A 23,609-nucleotide genomic window follows, 5' to 3' on the forward strand; every position below is an offset into this window, starting at 1 on the left:
TCCCCATGTGAGAGTAGGTCATCGTCAAGATTAAATTCCGAAACCCCAATTGCGAAAGCAGTTGGGGTTTTGTTTTGTCTGCGAAAAAGTACTCCATCTTGAGGCACAAATTGGCGCAGTTATTTTTGACTCATGCCTCTAGAATAGGACCAACTTTTTCGGAACAGAGCCTTTATGTCAGATCCGGTTGACGCCACAAGGCTGTCAGAATTACCGCTAGACGATTTGGTCGCGTGTCATGAGTGCGACTTGCTGATGCGCAAACCCGAACTCGGCCATGGCGAGAAAGCGCTGTGTCCGCGCTGCGGCTATGAGCTCTACGCCCATCGGCATAATGTCGTACAACGCAGTCTCGCTTTGGTTATCGCCGCTTTATTGTTGTACGTGCCGGCGAACTTTTTACCCATTATGGAGCTCAATCTACTCGGACAATCCTCAAAGGACACTGTCTGGAGCGGCGTTGTGGCTTTGTTCGACACTGGCATGCAAAGCGTCTCGGTAATTGTGTTCCTGTGCAGCATGGGAATCCCTTTGCTCAAACTGCTCTGCCAATTGGCAGTCTTGTTGAGCATTCGCTTTGATATCGGACGCAGTTACGGCTTGCTGCTCTATCGCATCTATCACCATCTACGGGACTGGGGAATGCTCGAGGTTTACCTCATGGGCGTACTGGTCGCGTTCGTAAAACTGGCAGATATGGCAGCCATTAGCGTAGGTCTCGGTCTGGTGTGCTTTATCAGTTTGCTGTTGGTTCAGGTCGGATTGGAGGTTGTGATGTCGCCTCATCAGATCTGGCAGGCTTTATCAGGAGAGGATGCCCATGCGGGCGATTGATGCAGGCATTCTGATTTGTGCGGAATGCCATGAGTTGAACAAGCAGGACGCTGACACCGATGAGCAAGTCTGCACCCGTTGTGGTGCGCTGGTTCATGCCCGTCGCCCGAACAGCCTGGTACGCACCTGGGCACTGTTGATTACCGCGGCGATTCTCTACATTCCGGCCAACGTGCTGCCGATCATGACGATCAACTCACTCGGTAAGGGCGCCCCCAGCACCATCATGTCCGGCGTGATTGACCTGGTTCATTACGGCATGTTTCCCATCGCGGCGGTGGTGTTCATTGCCAGTATTCTAGTGCCGACGTTCAAACTGGTGGGCATCGGCTTGCTGCTGTTTTCGATACAGCGCCGCCAGCCACTCTCGGCTCGCCAACGAATCTGGATGTACCGCTTTATCGAGTTCATCGGCCGCTGGTCGATGCTGGATATCTTTGTGATCGCCATCCTGGTGGCGGTCGTGAATTTTGGACGGCTTGCCAGCATCGAAGCCAATCTTGGCGCCATCGCCTTCGCCAGTGTGGTGATTTTGACGATGCTTGCCGCAGTTTCTTTCGATCCCCGACTGATTTGGGATAACACGGAGTCGGACGACGACCATGACTGATTTGCCTACAGCGAAAACCCGACCGGCCTCGAACTGGTCCGCCATCTGGATCCTGCCCCTGGTCGCGTTGATCATCGGCGGCTGGCTCGGCTGGCGTGCCTATAACGAGACCGGCATCGAAGTTCAGGTGCGGTTCGAAAGCGGCGAAGGCATCCAGGCCAACAAGACTGAAGTCGTCTACAAAGGCATGTCCGTCGGTAAGGTGAAAGCTCTGAAACTCGATGACGAAGGCGCTTCCAAAGGCGTGATCGCAACCGTCGAGATGAACAAGGATGTCGAGCAATACCTCAGGACCAGCACCCGCTTCTGGCTGGTCAAACCGAGCGTGACGCTGGCCGGTATCACCGGTCTGGAAACCCTGGTGTCGGGCAATTACGTGGCGATCAGCCCTGGTGAAGGCGAGCCCACTCGCAAGTTCAAGGCGCTGGCAGAAGAGCCGCCTCTGTCCGACGCCAAACCGGGTTTGCACCTGACCATCAAGGCTGATCGCCTCGGCTCGCTGAACCGTGGCAGCCCCGTGTTCTACAAGCAGATCAAAGTCGGCCAGATCAAAAGCTATGTGCTCTCGGAAGACCAAAGTACGGTCGAGCTCAAAGTATTCATCGAACCCACCTACGCCAATCTGGTGCGCAAACACACACGTTTCTGGAACGCCAGCGGCATCAGCATCGACGCCAATCTGTCCGGTGTGAAAATTCGCAGTGAGTCACTTGCCAGCATCGTCGCCGGGGGTATTGCGTTCGCTACGCCGGAGAACCGCAAGGATAGCCCGCCCACCGACCCGAGCCTGCCGTTCCGTCTCTACGAAGACTTTGACGCCGCCGCCGCCGGTATTCGGGTCAAGGTCAAGCTCACCGATTTCGAAGGCTTGCAGGCTGGCCGTACGCCGGTGATGTACAAAGGCATCCAGGTCGGCAACCTGAAAGCGCTGAAGATCGATCCGGACCTGTCCGGTGCCACCGCCGAACTGACTCTCGATCCATTGGCCGAAGATTACCTGGTCACCGGTACTCAATTCTGGGTGGTCAAACCGTCGATTTCCCTCGCGGGCATCACGGGGCTGGAAGCGTTGGTCAAAGGTAACTACATCGCCGTGCGCCCTGGCGATAAAGGCTCCGCACCACAACGCGAATTCGTGGCACGGCCCAAGGCTCCGCCGCTTGACCTGCGTTCCCCGGGCTTGCACCTGGTGTTATTCACCGAAAACCTCGGTTCGCTGGAAGTCGGCAGCCCGATTCTCTACAAGCAGGTCAAGGTCGGTTCGGTCCAGAGTTATCAGTTCTCCAAGAAGAAGAAACAACTGGTGATTGGTGTTCACATCGAGAAGGAATACGAAGGGCTGGTCAACGCCTCGACGAGATTCTGGAATGCCAGTGGCATCACGCTCACGGGCGGGCTGACGGGCGGGATACAGGTCAAAAGTGAATCGTTGCAAAGCCTGATGGCCGGTGGCATCGCCTTTGAGACACCGGAAGCCAAAGCCCCGCTGCAAAAGAAGATCCCGCGTTTCCGCCTGTTCGCCAACCATGAGGAGGCCAATCAGAAAGGCACCGTAGTGACCATCAAGGTTGAGCGCGCTGATGGCTTGCGTAACGGCACGCCGGTGAGATTCAAAGGGCTGGACGTCGGCAAGATCGAAGACGTTGACCTCACCGATGATCTGCAATCGGTGATGCTCACCGCGCGTATCACCGAAGTACCGGAGCGCATTGCCCGCGTCGGCAGCCAGTTCTGGGTGGTCAAGCCTGAATTGGGGCTGATCAAGACCCGTAATCTGGAAACGCTGGTGACCGGTCAATACATCGAAGTACAACCTGCACCGAAGAACCTCGGTCCGCAAAAGAATTTCGTCGCGTTGGCCAACCCGCCAGAGACGGCCAAGCAGGAAGCCGGCTTGAGTCTGGTGTTGAGCGCCGCGCGCCGTGGATCGCTGAAAGCCGGTGTGCCGGTGACGTATCGCGAAATTACTGTCGGCAAGGTCACGGGCTACGAGCTTGGGCAGACGGCAGATCGTGTGCTGGTGCACATTCTGATCGAACCGAAATACGCGCCGTTGGTGCGCAGCGGTACGCGTTTCTGGAACAGCAGCGGTTTTGGTTTTGACTACGGCTTGTTCAAAGGCGCAACGGTACGCACTGAGTCGCTGGAGACGCTAATTCAGGGCGGCATTGCCTTCGCCACCCCGGAAGGCGATCGCATGGGTAGCCCGGCGCGAGCTGAGCAAACCTTCCCGCTGTTCGACAAGTTTGAAGATGAATGGCTGACCTGGGCGCCGAAGATCTCGATCGGCAAATAGTTTATTGGTGTCTGTGATGTCGCCATCGCGAGCGAGCTCGCTCCCACATTGAATCCGGTGTACACACCGAACCACTGTGGGAGCGAGCCTGCTCGCGAAGAGGCCCTCAAACACACTGAAAGGCGCCCACAAAAAAGGCCGCGATCCATTGGATCGCGGCCTTTTCGTTTCTAGCGGTTTAACTCAAACCGCATCCAGCTCAGGCTCATCAGCCTGCGCAACAACGCTCGCCTTCACCTCATCATGACGGCGAATGTACTTCCAGTCCGCCTCATCGATGTAGATCCCGTTCGGCCCGCTGCCACCTTCCAGGTCAATCGCAACACTGGCGCAAACCTGCGGCTTCACACTTGCCAGGATCGGCACGAAGCCCAGTTGCAGGCTGGTTTCCAGCAGCGCTGCCTGGTTCTTCTCATCGATGTCCGCCGCCTCGTCGAGGTAGTACGGCAGACGCACGCGACCGGCCTGGTCGCGGTCCATCAAGTGCAGCAACAAGTACATGTTGGTCAGCGCCTTGATGGTCATCGTGGTGCCGTTGGACGCGGCGCCGTCGATGTCGGTGTGGATAACCGGTTGACCGTTGACCTTGGTGATCTCGAAGGCCAGTTCGAACAAGTCCTTGAGGCCGAGCTGGTTGTGGTTGGCCGCCACCAGCCGTGCCAGGTATTCCTTGGCTTCTTCGTTCTTGTTGTCCTGCTCGGCGCTTTGGCTCAGGTCGAACACGGAGAGGGTTTCGCCTTCTTCGTATTGGCCGGCACTGTGGATGATCTGGTCGATGTGCTTGAGCGCTTCCTTGTTCGGCGCGAGGACGATGCGGAAGCTTTGCAGGTTGGACACCTGACGCTTGTTGATCTCGCGGTTGAACAGCGCCAGTTGATGTTCGAGGCTGTCGTAGTCGCTGCGAATGTTGCGCAGGGTCCGGGCGATGTCGGTGACCGCCGCCCGGCGTGCCTTGCCCAGCGTCAGGGCTTCGTCGGTGCGGTGCGCGTAGGCGTTGATCAGCAGTTGCAGGCGACGTTCCATATCGTCTTCGCTGTCGAACTTGGCCACGCCTTTGAGGCGAACCTGGGCGTACAGCGCCTCGATCTGACCGTCACTGCGCAGCAATCCCTGCCAGCTGTCCTGATAGTCGTTGAGCAGCGGCAGCAGGTTGTCCATGGAATCGTCGATCGGGTCCATGAACGGTGTGCCGAACGGCAGGTCTGCCGGCAACAGCTGACGGCGGCGCAGGGCGTCGTCGAGGGTGCGTTGCTTGGCCTCCATGTCGCCGATCTGACGGCCGACCAGTTGCAGCTTGGCCGACAGTTGCTGGACGCGTTCGGTGAAGGCGTCGCTGGAACGTTTCAATTCGTCCTGCGCCGCTTCCATCTGCGCCAATTGCTCAAGCTTGTCGCCTTCTTCAGCGCTCAAGGTTTGCGCGCGACGGAAGTCTTCCAGGGCTTTCTGCGCATCCAGCACTTGCTGGTACAGCGCTTCAGTCTGGGTCTTGCTCGCGGCGCGGTCGGCGGCGACGGCTTGTTGGGTCTTCAGTTGCTTGAGTTCTTTGTCCAGACGCTCTTTCTGATCGCGCAACGCCGCGCGGTCAGCCAACGCTTGCAGCGCCGGCGGCTCGATGTTCGAGATGTCGATGGACAGGCCCGGTACTTCGAAGCGCTCGCCTTTGAAACCGTCGAGGATCAGTTCCATGGATTTGACCCACTGACCGTCCTCGTCCAGCGTAATCCCATGCTCGCCCAGCGGCAGGCTGAACAGCGCGCTGTTGAACAGGCGCATCAGGCGTTCGACGTCCTGTTGCGAGAACTCTTCGCGCAGTCGGGCGTAGCTGTTGTTGTCGGCGTGATCGAGTTGTTGCTTGACCGACTTCAGGCGTTTTTCCAGATCGCGCAGACGCTCTTCGAGGTCTTCGGCAGAGAACTGCCGCGACTGTGCCAGCGCTCCGGCCAGTTCATCGTGCGCGTCCTTGGCCGCGAGCAGTTGTTGCTCCAGCACTTTGACGTCATCGACCAACGCGAAGCGATGCTTGAGCACCGACAACTCGCCGAGCCAGCGCTGGATGCCGGTGATTTCCCGCTCCAGGCGCATCAGCTCTTGCGTGCCACCACGCTGATCGTTTTGCAGTGCGTCTTGCTCGTTGCGGTAATGCTCGGCCTGAATCGTCAGCTCTTCCTTGCGCGCACTGGCGTAGTCCGACCAGGTGCCGAGCAGGGAGTCGAGCAGTGGCGAGATCCGGTGCAATTTACCGCGCAGGATATTGCGCTGAGCCACGCCTGAGGCCAGTGCTTCAACCAGCGGGCCGGCGGTCACCAGCGAGTTGTAGTCCTGCTCCATGCGGCGTACATCGCGGAAGGCTTCTTCGCACGCGGCGATGTAATCGACGCTGCCGGAACGCAGGCTGTGCTCGAACGCATCGAGGAACAATTGCTTGAGCTTGGCCGCGGTGATTTCGCGCATGTGCAGCAAGTTGATGAACAACGCGCGGAAGGTCTTCAGGCTCTGCTCGCTGGTGGAACGCAACGGGATCAGCGTCAGGTCCAGCGGAATCGAGGTGTGACCGCCAACCAGCAAGCGACGCAGCTCATCAGGCTTCAATTCGTAGGCTTTCAGGCCTTCGCGCTCAAGGTTGGTGAACAGTTCTTTCTGGCGCAGGCAGGTGTCGTTCTTCTGGTAGTGCGCCAGATCCAGTTTGCCGGCATAGGCAAAGAACTGGTGACCGAAACCACCGCCCGGGCCGCGACCGACCACGCCGATCACGTGCGGGCCGTGGGGCAGCGACACTTCAACCAGGATGTAACTGGTGTCCGAGGCGAAGTAGAAACGCCGGGATTGTTCCAGGCTGTACTTGCCGAAACTCATGTCCGACATGCGCGCCAGAATCGGGAACTGCAAGGCGTTGATCGAGGCGGATTTGCCGAGGTTGTTCGCGCCGTAGACCGACAGCGGCTCTTCCAGCGGAAACAGACCGAGGCTGTAACCGGCGGTGTTCAAAAGGGCAAAGCGGCGAATGCCGTAGCGTTCCTTGCTCATGCGTCGGTCTCCTGTTCTTCGGCGATGGCGCGGGCCATGGCGTCTTCTTCGCTTTCTTCTTCGCTCTCTATCTCAAAGGCACTCAAATCCAGCGGGTCATCGGTTTCCAACAGCTTTTCGTCACTGTCGTCATCGATCAATACCGGAACTGGCAATGGCAACACGCTGTGCAGGCTGGCCGCCAGATCACGGTCCTGCTGAACCGACAGGCAGACATCGAGGAAGCGGTGCATCGGCGGCAGGAAACGGTAGATGCCGTTTTCTTCGCCGGCGAAACCGAGCTGGGTCATGCGACGCATGATTTTTTCTTCGAGCTCTTCGACGGTCTGCACTTCGGCCTGGATGAACAGGTCGCGGTACTTTTCCAGCAAGGAAGGCAATTCATCGCGGCCGAGGCTGCCACCGTCGAGCACGGCAACCGGGTCACGGCCCTGATCCGCCAGGTGCTCGACGAGGATGAAGGTGAACAGCGCCAGTCGTTGTGCAGTTTTGTTCACCGCGGCGGCAGCGAGGTCCGGCACGAAGTAGTAGAAACCACGGGTGTCGCACACCAGCTCAAACCCCAGCGCCTTGAACAGCGTGCGGTACTGGTCCTGGAAGTTCGACAGTTGCGCATACAGCTCAGGGTCGCGGCGGCTGACGTGGTAGCCCTTGAACAACTCGCGAAAGATCGGCGCCAGCTGGGACAGTTCGTTTAGATCAAGATGCATTTGGGATGCTCGCAGAATCCTCGGCGGCGGTGTCGCCGGCCGAGAGCAGGGCGAAGGAGCGCAGGCTGACCTGATGCTCATGAGTGTGGTATTCGCGGCGTTCCAGACGCTCGCGTTTGAAGCGTTTCTCGCGAGACAGGCGCGAGAACCAGTACAGCAACTCGTCGGTCGCGCCGTCCGGCTCTTGCTCCAGCAGCCAGGTCATCAGGTCCGGCATCGGCAGGGCGTCTTCGCAGCGTTCGAGCATTTCGCGAACGGTACGTGGCGCGCGCGGGGCTTCGCCTTTCTGGGTCTTGTGAGCCTTGGGGAAACGCGCTGGTTTCGGTTCGAAACGGGCCAGCGCATACACGTAGGCTTCGACCTGACTGGCACTGCCGAGAAAGGTGCTTTGCGGGCGGGTGAACATTGGCATCGCGGCTTGCGGTACGGCGTCGATGCCTTTGCGACGAATGGCTGACAGGGCCAGCGCCGCGCCACGGGTCACGGCATTGTGGCGACGAGCTTCTTCACGTAGCGGCAGCAACAGTTCGCGGGCATGACGCAGGGTCAATTGAGCGCTGGTCTGCATTTCAAGGATGCGCGCGTGGGTACGCAGCAGCATGTCGTCGTCGACCAGATGGCCAAGGCGCTGCTGCTCGCTGAGCATCTTCAGCAGCACGGTTTCGACCTTGCGAACGCCTTGTTCGAAGGCGCCGTCGGCGTTCACCAGGTCAATCATCGGTTCGACGTATTCGTCCCAGGTCGCCAGCACTTCAGCGTAACGCTGACGCAACGGAATCTGCCGATCGCTGGTTTTCGCCCGTTCGGCGACGGCTACCAGCGCCTGTTCATCGTTGTCGAGCTTCTTCAATACGTCGCGTACGCGCATATCGAGCAAGCGCAATTGGCGCGCCAGATCATGGCCATCGCGAATGTCGAACGCATCCTGGATGTAACCGGCCAGGCGCTCGAGGTGACGCAAATAGGCTTCGATTTCCAGGCACAGGCCCAGACGGTGCTCACGGCGCAGGTAGGCGAGGAAGTCATGGATCTGCGCATTGAGCTCGAAGCGGTTCGGGCTTTTCGCCACAGGAACCAGAATATCGAGGCGGATCCACACGTCCAGCAGGCTGGTGATGTCCTGCGGCGTACTGTCGAGTTGCTGGGCGGCCAACTGTGAACGCAGTTCGTTGAGGCTCAATGTGCCTTGGTCGAAGTGCTCGCACAGTGGCTCCAGAAGTGCCCAGTGTTCAGCGAGGGCGCGCAAGACGCGCTTGGGTTCGATCATCGGAATGGCCGGCTGGTTGGCGATTAAAAGCCGCGATTGTACTGCATCGCGGGCGTGTCGATTCACTCTCGGGACGGACTGTAGGGTTTCTATCGATCAAGCGCGGGCGATCTTGAGCGAAGGGCGGTAGAATCACCGCACTTTAGTTATCCACAAGTGGCCGACCTTTGCTTATCGAGTCCCGTCGCCGCGCTTATTTGACCGCCATGCAGGTGGTCAATTGGCTGCCGCGCACCGAATTGCCCTTCGCCGCGCCCTCGCGCCCCGAGCTGCTGGAGATGCCTGAGCCGTTGGTCGTCGCGCCAATGGTTCCGGTTGCGCCCGCGCCTGTGGCGGATTCGCCCGTGGAACCGCTGGTTAAACCGGCCGAACGGGTGAAGATCGAAGTGCCGCGTCCTTCGTTGGCCAGTACGCGCACCAACGCCAAGGTCGAAGAAGAGGCGGTTCCGGTCGTCGCCAAGGTTGTGCAGGTGCCGCCACCGCGCTTCGCCCTGCAATTGCTGCGGGCCGGTCGCTGCCTGCTGCTGGTGGAGTTACCCACAGGCGAAACGTTCCAGACCCGCGATCCTGCCTATTTACTGCTCAAGGACATGCTGCGCGCGGCCGGTCTGCCGGACAGCCCGCAGATTGTCGGCGAACCGGTACGCTGGCCGCTGCTGGCTCGCGGCACCATGGATCAAGGCCCGGAAGCGGCGCGCGACTTCGTGCAAGGCTTTCTCTCGGCGCGCATCGAAGACGCGCCGTGCGTCTGCGTGTGGCTGATCGGCCTGCCAGCGGTGCGTTTTGCCGGTGAGGCCAACGCCGAATCATTCAACCGCGAACTCCAGGTCGAAGGCCTGGGCTCGGTCTGGGCCCTGCCGGGTCTGGAATTATTAATGGAAGAGCCACAGCGTAAGGCTGATGTCTGGCAAGCCATGCGTCGGCTGATGGCGCGCTGGAAAGAATCAAATGAGTGACGCTGTATCGTTTCGCCCGATGACCGAGGCGGACCTGGACGCTGTACTGAAAATCGAATACGCGGCCTACAGCCATCCCTGGACCCGCGGGATTTTTCTCGACGGGCTGGGCAAGTACCAGATCTGGCTGATGTTCGAAGGGCAGCAGCAGGTCGGCCATGGCGTGGTGCAGATCATTCTGGATGAGGCACATCTGCTCAATATCACCGTCAAACCGGAAAATCAGGGCCGTGGCCTGGGTTTGACGCTGCTGGAGCATTTGATGTCGATTGCCTACAAGGCTGAGGCGCGGGAGTGCTTTCTGGAAGTTCGCGACAGCAACCGCTCGGCGTTTCGCTTGTATGAGCGGTATGGCTTTAACGAAATTGGCCGACGTCGGGATTATTATCCGGCTGTTGGTGGTCGGGAAGATGCGGTGGTCATGGCCTGCACCCTGGTCGACTGATCCTTTTTAAAAGCTTCGCGAGCAGGCTCGCTCCCACAATGAATTTATGTCGTACATAAAACCTGTGGGAGCGAGCCTGCTCGCGAAGGCGACTTAACAGGCGCTGAAGATCACCGATCCTTATCCAGCGGATCCCGCCGCGCCATCTCCGCTTCATCCAGCCCATTTCCCCCGCCAATGTCGTCCTCATCGACAATGCTCAAATCCCAATCTGCCTGATCACCGTCACCCGCTTCATGAGCATCCCGCGCACCATCTTCATGGATCAACGTTTCCGGGCTCATGTCATCATCGGTAGACTCGTGATCATCGGTCGAGGCCCCCGTCATACCGGCTTCACGCACACGTTCGCGAGGCATCAGCCGTTCGCGTTCGGATTGCGGCAGTTCGTCACCGATTTTGGCGCTGGGTTCTTCCTCATCGAAATCCAGCTCATGCATCGAGCCCATGCGGTCTTCGTTGTCGTCGATCGGCTCAGGTTGCGCCGCATCGTACGGACGTCGTGATTCAGTCATGGCAATTCCTCATACTGTGGGCCTTACTAGGGTGGACCCACTGGGCTCCTGAGAATTCCACCGGCCTAACTTGCATCAAGCGCGTGACCCCGACGGGTGGTTGTCTGTCAAACCAGCGCATCATTCTTGAGGCTTTACAGCATGAACGAATTACAAGATCTGATTGATAACAACGAACGCTGGGCTGAAGCGATCAAACAGGAAGATCCGGACTTCTTCTCCAAGCTGGCGCGCCAACAGACGCCGGAATACTTGTGGATTGGCTGTTCCGACGCGCGGGTGCCGGCCAACGAGATCGTCGGCATGTTGCCGGGCGACCTGTTCGTGCACCGCAACGTGGCCAACGTGGTGCTGCACACCGACCTCAATTGCCTGTCGGTGATTCAGTACGCGGTGGACGTGCTCAAGGTCAAACACATCCTGGTCACCGGCCACTATGGCTGTGGCGGCGTGCGCGCTTCGATGCAGGATCGTCAGTTGGGCCTGATCGACGGCTGGCTGCGCTCGATCCGTGACCTTTATTACGAAAAGCGCGAAGAACTGGCCGAGCTGGCGACCGAAGAAGAACAGGTCGATCGTCTCTGCGAGCTCAACGTGATCCAGCAAGTGGCGAACGTCGGCCATACCAGCATCGTGCAAAACGCCTGGCACCGTGGGCAGCCGCTGTCGATCCATGGTTGCATCTACGGGATCAAGGACGGTCGCTGGAAGAGCCTGAACACGACCATCAGCGGATTTGAGCAACTGCCGCCGCAATACCGTCTGCGCCCGGTCGAGAAGCTGTAAACCGTCTAGCAGAGACCGCGCCGACGCAAGTGGTGATAAAACAACTGGCCGTCGGCGTTCGGCGGTTCATCGTAACCGGTGATCCAGCCTCGGCACTCAGGCGACGCGCACTGGCAGGCAAACTGGCGCAGCAGTTTGTCTTCCGTTGCCGCGAAGTCCATCGTCAGGCTGTCGCCTTTCTTGATGTCCTTCAGCGCCCACAACCACAGTTCGCTCATGTCGAAAAACACGTTGGGGTCACAGGAATGCCGCAGCAGGCCGCTGAAGAGCGGGTCATAAACGTGAATCCCGGACGCCAGTTGCCGCGTGTGTCGAGTGCGATAAGGCAGCAAATGCCCCGACACCCGGCAGATTCGACTGATCCGTGGAAATTCGCGCAGTGCTGCGACGGCTACCGCTGAACCATCGGCGTTGCAGATGATTTCGAAATCGGCCAGCGATGGAAATCCACGGCTGACCGGCAGCTCTGGAAACGGATAAACGCCATCCGGCGGGTGTTCTGAAGTGTGGTGCACGGGATGAGTTTTCATAACGATCCTTGTCGGCAGTGCGTTGCGACTTCCCAAACTGACGAGCCTGTCAGCCCTGCAACACGGGTATACCTCACGATCTCGCATATGAAACGATGGGTCTACTGTCAAAACTGACAGGGGGGATGTGCGCTTTTGCGCGTCAGCCTTGACTGACGCGCAAGGTGATTACAGCGCAGGTGCCGGAATCGCTGTTGCGGGCGCCGGGGATTGCAGTTGTTGGAGCTGGGCCTTGATCGGCGTTGTCGCGCACTTGGCCACGGCTTGTTCAGGGGGCAGATTGCGGATCGAGTTGTAGAACAACTCGCAGGTTTTTTCTTTCTGGGTCACTTGCCAGGTTTGCGTGCAGCTTTCCAGCTGGGCAGCAGGGTCGCTGCCCGGTGTGCTGCCCATGCCGGCCTGCCAGCACGCGGCGCTCAAGTCCTGGCCCATGACGGTCAGGCCCGCCGCATCGGCTTTCGCCTGAGCATCGTCGCCGGTGTAGCTGTCCGGGTTGGCGGCGTACCAGATGTAACTCGGATGGTTCGAGCCCAATACCGGCACGTTCAGGCCTTTCTTCGGGCTGATCATCGCCAGACCCAGCACGTCGACTGTCACACCATATTGCTGCTTGATCCAGTTACGCACCGGCGCGCCGAAGGCGACCATCGGCAGCGCCGCACCTTTTGCGTTCTGGCTGACTTCCTTGACCATGGTGGTCTGGTAATCCTTGAAGTAGCCGTAGACACCCTCCAGATCCTTGCCGGCGCTGGCCGGTGCGGCAATGGGCGCGATGTCGATGATGGTCTGATAACCCGGTGTCTGGACGGCGGGGATGCCGTTATCCGTCAGCAACGTGGCCCAGCGATCCGTGGTCGCGGAGCGCAGGTAATCCTGGGCCTGGGTCAGGGAGTAATCCGGCGGGAAGTGCAGCAGCTCGACACTTTTGCGGTTTTCCAGGGCCATGCCCAACGGCAGGAACAAGTACCAGTTGTAGGCCCATTTACTGTCGGCATTGAGTTTTTTGGCGCCGGTGTAGGCCAGATCGCCGGCATCGAGCAGTGCGGCCAGCGGTTTTTCATAGCCCTTTGGCACGCCGCTGATGTCGGCGTAAAGCTGATGGTTGTCCGTTTTGACGCGCACTTTCGCAGTGCTGTAGCCATCGCGTTGCACGCTTTGGGTCAGGTAATGCTCGACGGTTTGCTCAAGCGTCCAGTTGCGAAAGCAGATCACATTGCAGTTGTTGGGGTAGGCGAAGAGTCGCGTGACGCGTTCGGTGCTGCCCAGTTTCAGATCGACATTGGCGTGGGCGGCGGCGCTCAGGGCGAGGGCGGCAAAGGTGAGTCCTGTGAGTTTCAGCATGCTCAGATCCTTTTCAGCGTGGGCCCGCGTGCATCGCGGGCCACCGTACTAAAGCAGATCGGCCGGTCGTCGTTTAGCTGAAACGCAGTTGAGTCAGGTGATAGTCAGGAAAGTAAATCTGGCACGCCAGGTCGAGGCCGACCATCACCAGCAAGAACACCACTTGCAGCGGGCTCAAATGCGCCCAATGCAGCGCCGTCAGCCATGGACGACGTGCACGAAGTTCAGGGTCGAGTTCGCCGATGCGCCGTGTGTGCAAGAAACCGATCAGCATAAAACCGACGTACGTCACGATCCCGAACCAACCCTGTAGCAGCGCAAACAGCATCAGCATGACGGCCTGTGGTCCGCCGTGGCGGATCAGCAACCAGCGCGTTTCCGGGTTCAAGCGTCGCGGAATCACTTCTTCTGTCAGCCGCAGGTCCTGGACAATAAAGTGGGAGGTGATCACCACCCACCAACTCAGCGCGAAGCGACAAAACGAGAACGGAGCGAGAGCGAGAATCAACGGTATGCCGATGCTGTAACCGAGGGAGTTATGGTTGGAGGGGAAAAAAAACAAATACAGCGCCAAGGCGAAGCCCGCCCAGACTAGCAGCCAGGTTTCGGCGGCGATCGGGCGTGGCAAAAAACGGCGCCAGAAAAACACATCGGTGCGCGGCAGGCGCAGGAGCAAATGCGGATAGCGCCACTTGAGCGTGTGCGCAAGGTCATGGCAGGCCTGCCATTCGTTCTGGCCAAAGCCATCGATCAGTTTTTTCTGTTGTCCGGGCCGCATTGGATTCATCAGCAGATGCGCGGCCTGTACATCGGCCGCCCATACCCGGCTGTCTTGCGCCTTGGCCTGCAGGTTTTCGTAGAAACTTTCCTGATTGCAGCGCTCGATCAAGGCCTGCCAGGTCGACGCCGGTTCCGGGTGAATGCCTTTTTGGTCGTCCCAGCCAAATACCTGTCCTACGCGGTCGAACAGCGGCAGGCTCCATTCGGTGTCGTTGAACAGTTGCAGGATGATTCGCTGCCATTCCTGGCGTCGATCGAACACCTGAAGCCAGGGTTGAGCGGTGTCACTTTTCAGCTGAGTGAGGAATTCTCGTTCTTTGCCAGCTTCAAGCAATTCCTGCAACACCTGCCGATAGTCCTGCAGCAAACCACTGGCCAGGGCATCTCGCTGCCCATCGGTCATGACGATGTTTTGCCAGGGTGCCAGCCAGTCCAGATGCTGCACGGCCCAACTGGCAATCGAACTGCGCAAACCCGGGTGATCGAAGCACAGTTGCAGCAGCAACTGTTCAAACACCTGGGCACAGTGCTGTTGTTGCGCCTGCTCCCAACGCTCGGCGAGGTTCTGATCCGTGAGCCCGTCCAGAAGCGCCCGTGCAGCTTGCTCGACCGGTGAAACGTGCAGGGGCGGGGGAATTGAGGGGGCAAGGTTCAGCGAATGCAGCGCGCGTGGACGTTCAATGCCAAGCGGTTGAAGCACGCGTGGGCTTTCGTTGTTCAGCGGTCGAAGTTCGAGCGTCTCGGACCACGCCGGGAGATTGGCCTGATGCGGTTGTTCGACGACTTCGGCGGTCGCCACTTCAACGTTGTCAGCCGCGAATTCAGCCCGCCATTGGGCAACCCCCAGCGCTTGCTCATAAGCTTCGCGCAAGCGTTGAAAGCCTTCGGGGTCTTCATCGGGCCGGTAGGTTTTCAGCAACCGCGCGTAACTGCGCTTGATAGTGCGTGCGTCGGCGTCTTCGGCCAGTTCCAGCAGAGACCAGCAATCCATGTGCGGCTCCTTACTGCCAGACGCCGTTGTCCAGCGTACTCAGTTGCTGCGTCAGCTCGCTGCGCGCTTCACGGATCCGGCGGTCATCCTGGGACTCAAGCACGCTCTGGAACTGCTGGGCCCAGTGACCGATCTGTTCGCGCATCTGCCCCAGACTTTCCTGATAAAGACGCTCAAGACGTGCGGTCAACACGGTGTTGACCTGCTGATCGCGAGGATGAATTTTCAGCAGCGCCAAACCCTGCAAACGCGCTTGAATCTCCTCCGGGGTGAGCACGCCGGGATTGTTCTCGATCACCAGAGAGTGCAGGTCACCGGTCAACGGCACGACCACCTGGGCTTCCAGCAAGCCATTGTTGTCGTAGGTGAAGCGCACATCCAGCGACACTTCGCCAGCCTTGCGCTTGGGTACTTTGATCTCAAGTTCACCCAATGCCACGTTGTCTTTGACCAGGCGACTTTCGCCCTGAAAAATATTCAGCTTCACGTGTTCCTGGTTGTCATGGACGGTGTAAACGGTCTTGACCCGGCTCACGGGCACAATGCTGTTGCGCTCGATGATCGGCAGGTAATGGCCACTTTCGCGTTGCCCGCCCACCTGCGTCGAGGTTTCGATGCCCAATGTGTAAGAGCAGACGTCCGTCAGCACAACTTCTTCCAGCGCGGCAGAGCGTGCTTTTAGCGCCGCTTGAATGGCTGCGCCGTGGGCCACCACTTCGTCTGGATCGAGGCTGATGGACGGGAAGCGACCAAACAGGCCCGCCGCGAGTTTGCGCACCAGCGGCATGCGTGTCGTGCCACCGACCAACAGGATTTCGTCGAGATCACTCACGCGAATGCGCGCGTCTCGCAGCGCCCGTTCAATCGGCGTGCGCAAGCGCTCAAGCAGCGGCGTGTAGAGCGTGGCCAATTGCTGTTGGGTGATTGTCTGGGTCCATTGCTGGCCATCCACCCGCAAGCTGAAGTCGGCGCTGGCGTCATGGCCCAGGGCTTTGCGCACACGCTCGGCTTCGCGACGAAGCGGCTGAATGACGCTGTTGCGGTCGGGGAAGTTGTCGGTGTTGCGATGGTGATCCAGAAAGTGTTCGAGCAGCACGCTGTCGAAATCTTCACCGCCCAGAAAGTTGTCGCCGGCGCTGGCGCGCACTTCCATCACTCCGTCGAAGAGCTCCAGGATCGACACGTCGAACGTACCGCCACCGAGGTCAAACACCAGGAACGAGGTTTCCTTGTCCCGTTGGTGCAGTCCGTACGCCAGCGCTGCCGCCGTCGGTTCGTTGATCAGTTTTTCAACCTTCAGCCCGGCCAGTTCCCCGGCAATGCGCGTGGCTTTGCGCTGGGCATCGCTGAAATAGGCCGGGACGCTGATGACCGCTTCATGCACCGTTTCGCCGAAAGCCCGTTCGACGTCTTCCTTCAGGCTCTTGAGCACCAGCGCCGAAAGCTCTTCGGGACGGAATGTCCGGTCGCCGAGGCGCACTTCGGTGGCACTGCCCATGTGACGTTTGAACAGTGAGGTGGTTTGGCGCGGGTGGGTGTGCAATCGCTCACGGGCAGCCTGGCCGACCAGCACTCGGCCCTGATCGTCGAGACCGACCACGCTGGGGGTCAGGAACTGGCCCAGCGCATTGGGCACCAACTCGCTGGACTCTCCCCGCCAGATGGCGATGAGGCTGTTGGTGGTGCCCAGGTCAATCCCTACGATCATCAAGTGAACTCCCTTTCCGGTCTGCAAAAAACTGAAACAATTAATATCCGCCCAAGGATATTACCGGAGCAGTGGAGGGGGCAAAGGAAAATAGTGGCACTGGGCTATTATTTTGCGAAGCTCAATGCGTTGCTCAAATCTCCCATGGGTTTCTGACCCCGAGCGACCATCGCCTCGTCACGCTGCTTGAGCCCGTCGAGCTTCTCCAGCCCGAACACCCGAGTGATTAACCGCAGAATCGACGCGGTGTCATAGACCGTGTGATCCACCGTGCCTTTGCGCGCGAAGGGCGAGACCACCAGCGCCGGCACCCGCGATCCCGGCCCCCAACGATCGCCTTTGGGCGGTGCAACGTGATCCCACCAGCCACCGTTTTCATCGACCGTGACCACCACCACCATGTTTTTCCATTGCGGGCTTTCGCGCAGCACTTTCAGGGCGCGCACAATGTGCCGATCGCCGGACGCCACATCAGCGTAACCGGCGTGCATGTTCAGGTTGCCTTGGGGTTTGTAGAAACTCACCGCCGGCAGCTTGCCAGCCTCGGCATCGGCGAAGAACTTGTTGGTGTTCGATTCATCACCCAGGCCGGCGTCGCGCAGACGTTTGTTGCGTTCGGCCGGATTTTCCGGACCCAGCTGTTTGAAGTAGTTGAACGGCTGGTGGTGATACTGGAAGTTGGGAATCTTGGGGATGCCACCGGAGTCCTTGAACTGATCCAGCGTCGCCTGCCAGGCGCCGGCGTACCAGGCCCAGTCGATGTTCTTTTTGGAGAGCTTGTCGCCGATGTGCTCGTGGGTCTGCGGGACCATCACGTTCGGCAGATCCGGTTTGGCGTAGGCCGGACGGTCCGGGTCGCGAATCCAGGTCGGCCAGTACGGCGGCGCGAGCGTGTTGACGCCGTAGCCATCCGGGGTCAATGCGCTGGGGCCGAACTGCGGTGGACCGGTCATGGCGCTGGCCGGGGATTTGTCCAAAGGTTTGAGCCGCGGGTCCGCCGGATCATCGCTTTGCAGCACTGCGATCTGCGCCTTGGCCACGGAGTTGGCGACGTCGGGATAAAACGGCGCGGTGGCGCTGATCAGGTACTGGTGATTGAGAAACGAACCGCCGAAAGCGCCCTGGAAAAAGTTATCGCAGAGCACAAACTCCTGGGCGACGTCCCACAAGCGCAGGGAATAACGACTCTGCGCGTAATGGCCCATGGTCAGGCCGCCGGAGTCGGCCCACGCGACAAAACCATCATTCTTGCCGCCATTGATCTGCATCTGGTTTTGATAGAACACGTGCCACAAATCGCGAGTCACCAAGCCGAACGGCAGGTCCTCAGCGTTCGGGCCTTTGAGGGCAAACGGCGCGTTGGGCAGTTGCTCCTGAAACTGGGATTCATTGGGGTACGTCACGCCATCCAGGGTTTGCGGACCGATCTGCAAAACCCCGCCCCACACCGGTGGCAGCGTCTGCAACAGACTGCCATCGCGATCACGCTGTTGATATTCGGCAGGCTGGAGCGATGACAGCGGTTTTTCGACGCCGGGGAAATTGCCGAACAGATTGTTGAAACTGCGGTTCTCGGCGTAGATCACCACCACGGTTTTCACCTGGTCGTGCAGGGCTTTGTCCAATTCCGTCGGGGACAAAGGATGTTCGACCGGTTTGCCCGGCTCATCCCCCTGATTGCCACAAGCACTCAGCGTTGCGCCGACACCCAGCACTGCGACACCACCCAGAAAGCGCCGGCGACTGGTGTCGGTGGGGGCGTCTGAGTCGGGAGAAGGAGCGTCGATGTTGTCTTTATCGTCAGTCATGCCACGTCCCGTTTAGCTGAGTTTGTTGCAGTATGTTTCGGCGGACGCTAGCAGCGGGATGTGACAGAAGGGTTACAAGTGACGCGGTGTTTCCCTGTCCCAAGCACTGCTAGACTGGCGCAATACTGGACTTGGCAAAGGTCAATCATGAAACCTTCAATCGCACTGGATCTGAAACGCGCCGCCGTGCGCGAGGTCGTAGGCCGTTTTCGCACGTCCAATCCTCGTGTATTCGGCTCCGCATTATTGGGCACCGATCAAGAGGGGAGTGACCTGGACTTACTGGTGGATGCGCTCCCGGGTGCCACGCTGTTCGATCTGGGCGGTCTTCAGGTTGAGCTCGAAGATTTGCTGGGGGTCAGTGTCGATCTGCTGACACCGGGAGACCTTCCGTTGAAGTTTCGTCAGCAGGTGCTGGAACAGGCACGGCCTGTATGACCGTCAACCGCCTCGGGGATTACCTTGACCATATGCGCCAAGCCGCTGGGTGATGCACTTGTCTTCGTCGAGGGGTTGAGCAAAGAAGAGTCAGTCAGCCTTGCCGCAGCTATTGAAGGTTTTACCCAACGACCAAACTTGATTGCACCTGCTCTAGAACAGGTGCAACCAGTCGATTTTAAGGCATCACCGGCGCCGTATACGTCAGCGTCGTCCCCAGCGCCCACAGCAGAAACAGCACCAGCGGCGTGTGCACCAGCAATTGCACGAACGAGAACCCGATCAAGTCCCGCGCCTTCAACCCGAGCACGCCCAGCAGCGGCAACATGTAGAACGGGTTGATCAGGTTCGGCAGCGCTTCGGCTGCGTTGTAGATCTGTACGGCCCAGCCCAGGTGGTAGTTCAGGTCCGTGGCCACTTGCATGACGTACGGCGCTTCGATGATCCACTTGCCGCCGCCGGACGGGATGAAGAAACCGAGAATCGCCGAGTACACGCCCATCAGCAGCGCGTAGGTATCGTGGGTGGCGATGCTGACGAAGAAGGTCGAGATGTGGTGCGCCAGGGTCTGAGCATCTGCGCCTTTGACTGTGGTCATCAGCGCAGCGATCGAGCCGTACAGCGGGAACTGGATCAGCACGCCGGTGGTGGTCGGGACTGCGCGGGCCACGGCATCGAGGAAACTGCGCGGGCGCCAGTGCAGCAGCGCGCCGAGCATCAGGAACAGGAAGTTGTAGGTGTTCAGCCCGGAGATGGCAGTAAGCGCCGGTTTGGTCGAAAACTCGTGAAACAGCCAGCCAGCCGCGAGTGCCACCAGCAAAAGGGTCAGCACCGGGCTGTACTCCAGCCATTCGCCGGGACGAGTGCGTGGTTGCAGTGGCGGCAGATTGAAGCTCGGGTCGACGCCGCAGGCCTTGGCGTCACGGGCGGTGTTAGGGCCTGGTGCGGTGGCGTAGGCAATGATCAGCGAAACCACGATCAGCGTCAGCAGCATCACGCCGGACTGCCACAGAAAGATCGTTTGGGTGAAGGGAATGACCCCGGTGATCGCCAGGATCGACGGCGGCAGACTGGCCGGGTTGGCCTGCAGTTGTGCAGCGGACGACGACAGGCCCAGGGCCCACACAGCGCCGAGGCCCAGATAGACGGCTGCACCGGCGGCACGGTAGTCCATTTTCAGGTCGACGCGGCGGGCGAGGGCGCGCACCAGCAAACCGCCGAACACCAGCGACAAACCCCAGTTCAGCAGCGAGGCAGTCATGGAAATCAACGCGACCCACGCCACGGCCGAGCGCCCGTTTTTCGGGATGCGCGCCAGGCGGTCGATGAGTTTCACGGCAGGTGGCGAGGCGGCGACGACATAGCCACCGATGACCACGAATGCCATCTGCATGGTGAAGGGGATCAGGCTCCAGAATCCGTCACCGAACGCCATCGCGGCGTCAGTCGGTTTGGCGCCCATGAACAGCGTGGCGACGGCGACGATGATCACCGCCAGCGCGGCAAATACCCAGGAATCGGGGAACCAGCGTTCGGCAAAACTTGAGCAGCGCAGGGCAAAGCGGGCGGAGCGGGTATCTTCGATATCAGCGGCCACGGGTGTACCTCGAATTTTTATGTTTGTTGTGGTCTTTCGGGCCGCAAAGGCCCGTCTGGACAGATGCCAACAGTAAATCAACCGCTGCTGATTTGTGACGAAACTTTACCAAAACAGGACTATGGTCTAACGGCTTGTCCATGGGCGCGTTTGCGTAGACCATGGGCGCCTTGGTTTTTTACCGGCTGCAGAGTTCTTTTTCATGACTGCCAACACCCCTTCGCGCCCGACGCCTTTTACCCGCTCGGATTACAAGACCCTTGGCCTTGCGGCCCTTGGCGGCGCGCTGGAAATCTACGATTTCATCATTTTCGTGTTCTTCGCCCTGACCCTCAGCCAACTGTTCTTCCCGCCGGAAATGCCCGAATGGCTGCGCCTGCTGCAAAGCTTCGGGATCTTCGTCACCGGTTATCTGGCGCGCCCATTGGGCGGGATTCTGATGGCGCATTTCGCCGACCGGCTGGGGCGCAAGAAAGTCTTCAGCCTGAGCATCCTGATGATGGCGCTGCCGTGCCTGCTGATCGGGATCATGCCGACCTACGCGCAAATCGGCTATTGGGCGCCGCTGCTGCTGTTGGCGCTACGTGTCCTGCAAGGCGCGGCGGTGGGCGGTGAAGTGCCGAGTGCCTGGGTGTTCGTCGCCGAGCACGCGCCGGCCGGGCATCGCGGTTATGCCCTCGGTTTCCTGCAAGCCGGGCTGACCTTTGGCTACCTGATTGGCGCACTGACGGCGACCTTCCTCGCACAGGCGTTCACCCCGGCGGAAATTCTCGATTTCGCCTGGCGTTATCCGTTCCTCCTGGGCGGTGTGTTCGGGGTGATTGGCGTCTGGTTGCGCCGCTGGCTCAGTGAAACCCCGGTATTCATGGCGATGCAGGCCCAGCGCGATGCCGCCGTCGAATTGCCGTTGCGCACGGTCTTGCGTGAGCATCGTCTGGCGATGTTGCCGGCGATGATCCTCACCTGTGTGCTGACCTCGGCGGTGGTGGTGTTTGTCGTCATCACACCGACCATGATGCAGAAAACCTTCGGCATGACCGCCAGCCATACCTTTGCCCTGAGTGCGTTGGGCATCGTGTTCCTGAACATCGGCTGCGTGCTCGCCGGGTTGCTGGTCGACCGCATCGGCGGCTGGCGCACGGTCATGCTCTATAGCCTGCTGCTGCCGCTGGGGATTGGCGTGCTTTACGGCTGCCTGATCATGGGGGGCACCTGGATCGGCCTGGCGTACGCGATTGCCGGTCTGAGTTGCGGCGTGGTCGGCGCGGTGCCGTCGGTGATGGTCAGCCTGTTCCCGGCACGGGTACGCGTCTCGGGAATTTCCTTCACCTACAACATTGCCTACGCCGCGTGGGCGAGCATCACACCGCTGTTGTTGATTGGTCTGATGCCGTGGAGCCCGTGGATCTGCGTGATCTTCTGTGCGGTCATGGGCGCGGTAGGTGTGGGCAGCGCGGCGTATTTTGGCGCACGCCTGCCCAGAGCCGGCCATTGCGCGGCCGCTGGCGCGATGTAATCGCCGGGGGATACGGCAACTATTTTTGTAGGACAACCCTGAATCAGTCTTCAGAAAACACCTGCACCGCCGATGGCTAGGCTGTATGCCGCTTTCCATCCAGTCCATCGGTGCTTTCCCATGTTCAACAAACGCTTGAAGCAGGAGCTGTCGGCTCTTCGCGAAGAACTCTCCAGCCTTCAGCAAGTGAAGGACAGTCTGGAAAGCGAGATGCTGGTCCTGACCCTTGATCCCGATGGCCGGATTCAATCGGCCAACCAGAACTTCCTGGGTGAAATGTTCTACAAGAGCGGCGACCTGGCCGGCCGCAACATCGACGAGATCGTCCCGGTTCATGTCAAATCCGATGAATTCCACCGTCGCTTCCAGAACGCGCTGAGCCGTGGCGAGCATTTCGCCGGGGCCGTGCGTTTGCTCCGTGGCAATGGCAAGGAAGCGTGGTTGCGTTCGATTTTGCAGCCGGTGCGTTCGGCGGATGGCCGGATCAAGCATTTCTCGATTTACTCCAGCGACCTGACCCGCACCATCGAAGCGTCCCGTGAACATGAGAATCTGATTGGCGCGCTGGTGCGTTCGACCGCGGTGATCGAGTTCGACCTCGATGGCAATGTGCTGGCGGCCAACGACCGCTTCCTCAGCGGCATGGGTTACAGCCTCGCGCAGATCAAGGGCAAACATCACCGTACGTTCTGTGAACCGCAGGAGGCCAGCAGCGCTGAGTACCAGAATTTCTGGCGACGCCTGAACGCCGGTGAGTTTGTCGCCGGCCGTTTCAAACGCGTCGACAGCCATGGTCGTCTGGTCTGGCTGGAAGCGTCCTACAACCCGGTGGTCGACGCTAACAACAAGCTCTACAAAGTGGTGAAGTTCGCCACCGTGATCACCGATCAGGTCAACCAGGAAAACGCCGTGGCCGAAGCGGCCAACATTGCCTACAGCACCTCTCAGCAAACCGACCAGAGTGCCCAGCGCGGAACGGCCGTGGTGACTCAGGCGGTGGACGTGATGCGCGACCTGGCCAAGCACATGCAAACCGCTGGCGATGGCATCGAGGCCTTGAACGAGCAATCGCTGGTGATTGGCACCATCGTCAAAACCATCAGCGGCATCGCTGAGCAGACCAACTTGCTGGCGCTCAACGCGGCCATCGAGGCGGCTCGGGCAGGTGAACAGGGCAGGGGCTTTGCCGTGGTCGCGGACGAAGTCCGGCAGTTGGCGTCTCGCACCAGCCAGGCCACTGATGAGATCGTCGGTGTCGTGCGGCAGAACCAGGAGATGGCGCGTAATGCCGTGGCTCTGATGACCGACGGCAAGCTTCAGGCGGAACAAGGCCTGGCGCTGGCTGCGGAAGCCGGTACGGTGATCGTCGAGATTCAGGACGGTGCGCAGAAAGTGGTGAACGCGGTCGGCCAGTTTGCCAATCAACTGGCGACTTGATACCCGCCCTCGCGGTGGAA

General features: G+C 59.6%; 18 protein-coding genes and 2 pseudogenes. 10 read left to right on the plus strand and 10 right to left on the minus strand.

What is annotated here, in order from left to right; translation table 11 throughout:
• The first annotated feature begins 174 nt into the window (after positions 1-174).
• From AC07N8_RS24840 to AC07N8_RS24850, 3 genes are read left to right on the plus strand one after another with little or no spacing between them, the layout of a single operon-like run.
• Positions 175-834, plus strand: coding sequence for a paraquat-inducible protein A (locus AC07N8_RS24840; RefSeq protein WP_483842769.1), 660 nt, complete (start codon positions 175-177; stop codon positions 832-834).
• Complete coding sequence (locus AC07N8_RS24845) at positions 821-1,444, plus strand: paraquat-inducible protein A (protein WP_483842770.1); 624 nt, start codon at positions 821-823, stop codon at positions 1,442-1,444. The genes AC07N8_RS24840 and AC07N8_RS24845 overlap by 14 nt, the downstream gene beginning before the upstream one ends.
• Positions 1,437-3,740, plus strand: a complete 2,304-nt coding sequence (locus AC07N8_RS24850; protein WP_493146272.1) for a PqiB family protein — start codon at positions 1,437-1,439, stop codon at positions 3,738-3,740. Before AC07N8_RS24845 ends, AC07N8_RS24850 begins: the two co-directional genes overlap by 8 nt.
• A gap of 183 nt (positions 3,741-3,923) precedes the next feature.
• Here the strand turns inward: AC07N8_RS24850 and mksF are convergent, their stop codons facing one another.
• From mksF to mksB, 3 genes are read right to left on the minus strand one after another with little or no spacing between them, the layout of a single operon-like run.
• Complete coding sequence (gene mksF / locus AC07N8_RS24855) at positions 3,924-6,764, minus strand: Mks condensin complex protein MksF (RefSeq protein WP_493146270.1); 2,841 nt, start codon at positions 6,762-6,764, stop codon at positions 3,924-3,926.
• Positions 6,761-7,474 (minus strand): Mks condensin complex protein MksE, encoded by a 714-nt coding sequence (mksE, locus tag AC07N8_RS24860; RefSeq protein WP_483842773.1) that lies wholly within the window; start codon positions 7,472-7,474, stop codon positions 6,761-6,763. The genes mksF and mksE overlap by 4 nt, the downstream gene beginning before the upstream one ends.
• Complete coding sequence (mksB, locus tag AC07N8_RS24865) at positions 7,464-8,741, minus strand: Mks condensin complex protein MksB (protein ID WP_483842774.1); 1,278 nt, start codon at positions 8,739-8,741, stop codon at positions 7,464-7,466. The genes mksE and mksB overlap by 11 nt, the downstream gene beginning before the upstream one ends.
• A gap of 206 nt (positions 8,742-8,947) precedes the next feature.
• Between mksB and AC07N8_RS24870 the strand changes: the two genes are divergently transcribed.
• Both AC07N8_RS24870 and rimI read left to right on the plus strand, forming a co-directional pair.
• Positions 8,948-9,697 (plus strand): energy transducer TonB, encoded by a 750-nt coding sequence (locus AC07N8_RS24870; RefSeq protein ID WP_493146277.1) that lies wholly within the window; start codon positions 8,948-8,950, stop codon positions 9,695-9,697.
• A complete protein-coding gene (rimI, locus tag AC07N8_RS24875; RefSeq protein WP_046030107.1) occupies positions 9,690-10,142 on the plus strand; it encodes a ribosomal protein S18-alanine N-acetyltransferase in 453 nt (150 codons plus the stop codon). The genes AC07N8_RS24870 and rimI overlap by 8 nt, the downstream gene beginning before the upstream one ends.
• A 110-nt stretch (positions 10,143-10,252) precedes the next feature.
• Here rimI and AC07N8_RS24880 read toward each other — a convergent pair whose 3' ends face one another.
• A complete protein-coding gene (locus AC07N8_RS24880; RefSeq protein ID WP_493146267.1) occupies positions 10,253-10,657 on the minus strand; it encodes a serine kinase/phosphatase in 405 nt (134 codons plus the stop codon).
• 141 nt (positions 10,658-10,798) lie between these two features.
• Between AC07N8_RS24880 and can the strand changes: the two genes are divergently transcribed.
• The gene (gene can, locus AC07N8_RS24885) at positions 10,799-11,443 is read left to right on the plus strand and encodes a carbonate dehydratase (protein ID WP_027925919.1); all 645 of its coding nucleotides are present in this window, start codon (positions 10,799-10,801) and stop codon (positions 11,441-11,443) included.
• A 5-nt stretch (positions 11,444-11,448) separates the two neighbouring features.
• On the opposite strand, the gene AC07N8_RS24890 is transcribed toward can, so the two are convergent.
• The 5 genes from AC07N8_RS24890 to AC07N8_RS24910 all read right to left on the minus strand — a co-directional run bounded on the left by AC07N8_RS24890 (position 11,449) and on the right by AC07N8_RS24910 (position 18,601).
• Entirely contained in the window at positions 11,449-11,973 is a 525-nt protein-coding gene (locus tag AC07N8_RS24890) for an SET domain-containing protein-lysine N-methyltransferase (protein WP_493146266.1), read from the minus strand.
• Positions 11,974-12,141: 168 nt separating this feature from the next.
• On the minus strand, positions 12,142-13,314 hold the full coding sequence (locus AC07N8_RS24895; RefSeq protein WP_493146264.1) for a hypothetical protein: 1,173 nt from the start codon (positions 13,312-13,314) through the stop codon (positions 12,142-12,144).
• A 73-nt stretch (positions 13,315-13,387) separates the two neighbouring features.
• The gene (locus tag AC07N8_RS24900) at positions 13,388-15,085 is read right to left on the minus strand and encodes a J domain-containing protein (protein ID WP_493146262.1); all 1,698 of its coding nucleotides are present in this window, start codon (positions 15,083-15,085) and stop codon (positions 13,388-13,390) included.
• A gap of 10 nt (positions 15,086-15,095) precedes the next feature.
• The gene (locus AC07N8_RS24905) at positions 15,096-16,793 is read right to left on the minus strand and encodes a molecular chaperone HscC (protein ID WP_493146261.1); all 1,698 of its coding nucleotides are present in this window, start codon (positions 16,791-16,793) and stop codon (positions 15,096-15,098) included.
• A gap of 107 nt (positions 16,794-16,900) precedes the next feature.
• A complete protein-coding gene (locus AC07N8_RS24910) occupies positions 16,901-18,601 on the minus strand; it encodes an acid phosphatase (protein WP_493146259.1) in 1,701 nt (566 codons plus the stop codon).
• Between the two features lie 147 nt (positions 18,602-18,748).
• On the opposite strand from AC07N8_RS24910, the gene AC07N8_RS24915 reads away from it, so the two are divergent.
• Positions 18,749-19,039: a nucleotidyltransferase family protein gene (locus tag AC07N8_RS24915; protein ID WP_483842782.1), complete on the plus strand. Its 291-nt coding sequence runs from the start codon at positions 18,749-18,751 to the stop codon at positions 19,037-19,039.
• Between the two features lie 178 nt (positions 19,040-19,217).
• On the opposite strand, the gene AC07N8_RS24920 is transcribed toward AC07N8_RS24915, so the two are convergent.
• On the minus strand, positions 19,218-20,636 hold the full coding sequence (locus tag AC07N8_RS24920) for a short-chain fatty acid transporter (protein WP_483842783.1): 1,419 nt from the start codon (positions 20,634-20,636) through the stop codon (positions 19,218-19,220).
• A gap of 202 nt (positions 20,637-20,838) precedes the next feature.
• Here AC07N8_RS24920 and AC07N8_RS24925 point away from each other — a divergent pair, with 202 nt between their 5' ends.
• The 3 genes and pseudogenes from AC07N8_RS24925 to AC07N8_RS24935 all read left to right on the plus strand — a co-directional run.
• Entirely contained in the window at positions 20,839-22,152 is a 1,314-nt protein-coding gene (locus tag AC07N8_RS24925) for an MFS transporter (protein ID WP_493146257.1), read from the plus strand.
• A gap of 210 nt (positions 22,153-22,362) precedes the next feature.
• Positions 22,363-23,049 (plus strand): annotated as a pseudogene (locus AC07N8_RS24930) (PAS domain-containing protein); the annotation flags it as partial.
• Positions 23,050-23,151: 102 nt separating this feature from the next.
• Positions 23,152-23,589: pseudogene (locus AC07N8_RS24935) on the plus strand (methyl-accepting chemotaxis protein); the annotation flags it as partial.
• Between the last annotated feature and the right edge of the window lie 20 nt (positions 23,590-23,609).

It is taken from the genome of Pseudomonas sp. GW821-FHT10C09 (genome assembly GCF_059415465.1).

Bases quoted from the DNA above. Each gene is read 5' to 3' on its own strand.
- AC07N8_RS24890 (WP_493146266.1), bottom strand. From the start codon at position 11,973: ATGAAAACTCATCCCGTGCACCACACTTCAGAACACCCGCCGGATGGC.
- AC07N8_RS24880 (WP_493146267.1), bottom strand. From the start codon at position 10,657: ATGACTGAATCACGACGTCCGTACGATGCGGCGCAACCTGAGCCGATC.
- rimI (WP_046030107.1), top strand. From the start codon at position 9,690: ATGAGTGACGCTGTATCGTTTCGCCCGATGACCGAGGCGGACCTGGAC.
- AC07N8_RS24870 (WP_493146277.1), top strand. From the start codon at position 8,948: ATGCAGGTGGTCAATTGGCTGCCGCGCACCGAATTGCCCTTCGCCGCG.
- AC07N8_RS24850 (WP_493146272.1), top strand. From the start codon at position 1,437: ATGACTGATTTGCCTACAGCGAAAACCCGACCGGCCTCGAACTGGTCC.
- AC07N8_RS24905 (WP_493146261.1), bottom strand. From the start codon at position 16,793: ATGATCGTAGGGATTGACCTGGGCACCACCAACAGCCTCATCGCCATC.
- mksF (WP_493146270.1), bottom strand. From the start codon at position 6,764: ATGAGCAAGGAACGCTACGGCATTCGCCGCTTTGCCCTTTTGAACACC.
- AC07N8_RS24900 (WP_493146262.1), bottom strand. From the start codon at position 15,085: ATGGATTGCTGGTCTCTGCTGGAACTGGCCGAAGACGCCGACGCACGC.
- AC07N8_RS24910 (WP_493146259.1), bottom strand. From the start codon at position 18,601: ATGACTGACGATAAAGACAACATCGACGCTCCTTCTCCCGACTCAGAC.
- can (WP_027925919.1), top strand. From the start codon at position 10,799: ATGAACGAATTACAAGATCTGATTGATAACAACGAACGCTGGGCTGAA.
- AC07N8_RS24925 (WP_493146257.1), top strand. From the start codon at position 20,839: ATGACTGCCAACACCCCTTCGCGCCCGACGCCTTTTACCCGCTCGGAT.
- AC07N8_RS24845 (WP_483842770.1), top strand. From the start codon at position 821: ATGCGGGCGATTGATGCAGGCATTCTGATTTGTGCGGAATGCCATGAG.
- AC07N8_RS24840 (WP_483842769.1), top strand. From the start codon at position 175: ATGTCAGATCCGGTTGACGCCACAAGGCTGTCAGAATTACCGCTAGAC.
- mksE (WP_483842773.1), bottom strand. From the start codon at position 7,474: ATGCATCTTGATCTAAACGAACTGTCCCAGCTGGCGCCGATCTTTCGC.
- AC07N8_RS24895 (WP_493146264.1), bottom strand. From the start codon at position 13,314: ATGCTGAAACTCACAGGACTCACCTTTGCCGCCCTCGCCCTGAGCGCC.
- mksB (WP_483842774.1), bottom strand. From the start codon at position 8,741: ATGATCGAACCCAAGCGCGTCTTGCGCGCCCTCGCTGAACACTGGGCA.
- AC07N8_RS24915 (WP_483842782.1), top strand. From the start codon at position 18,749: ATGAAACCTTCAATCGCACTGGATCTGAAACGCGCCGCCGTGCGCGAG.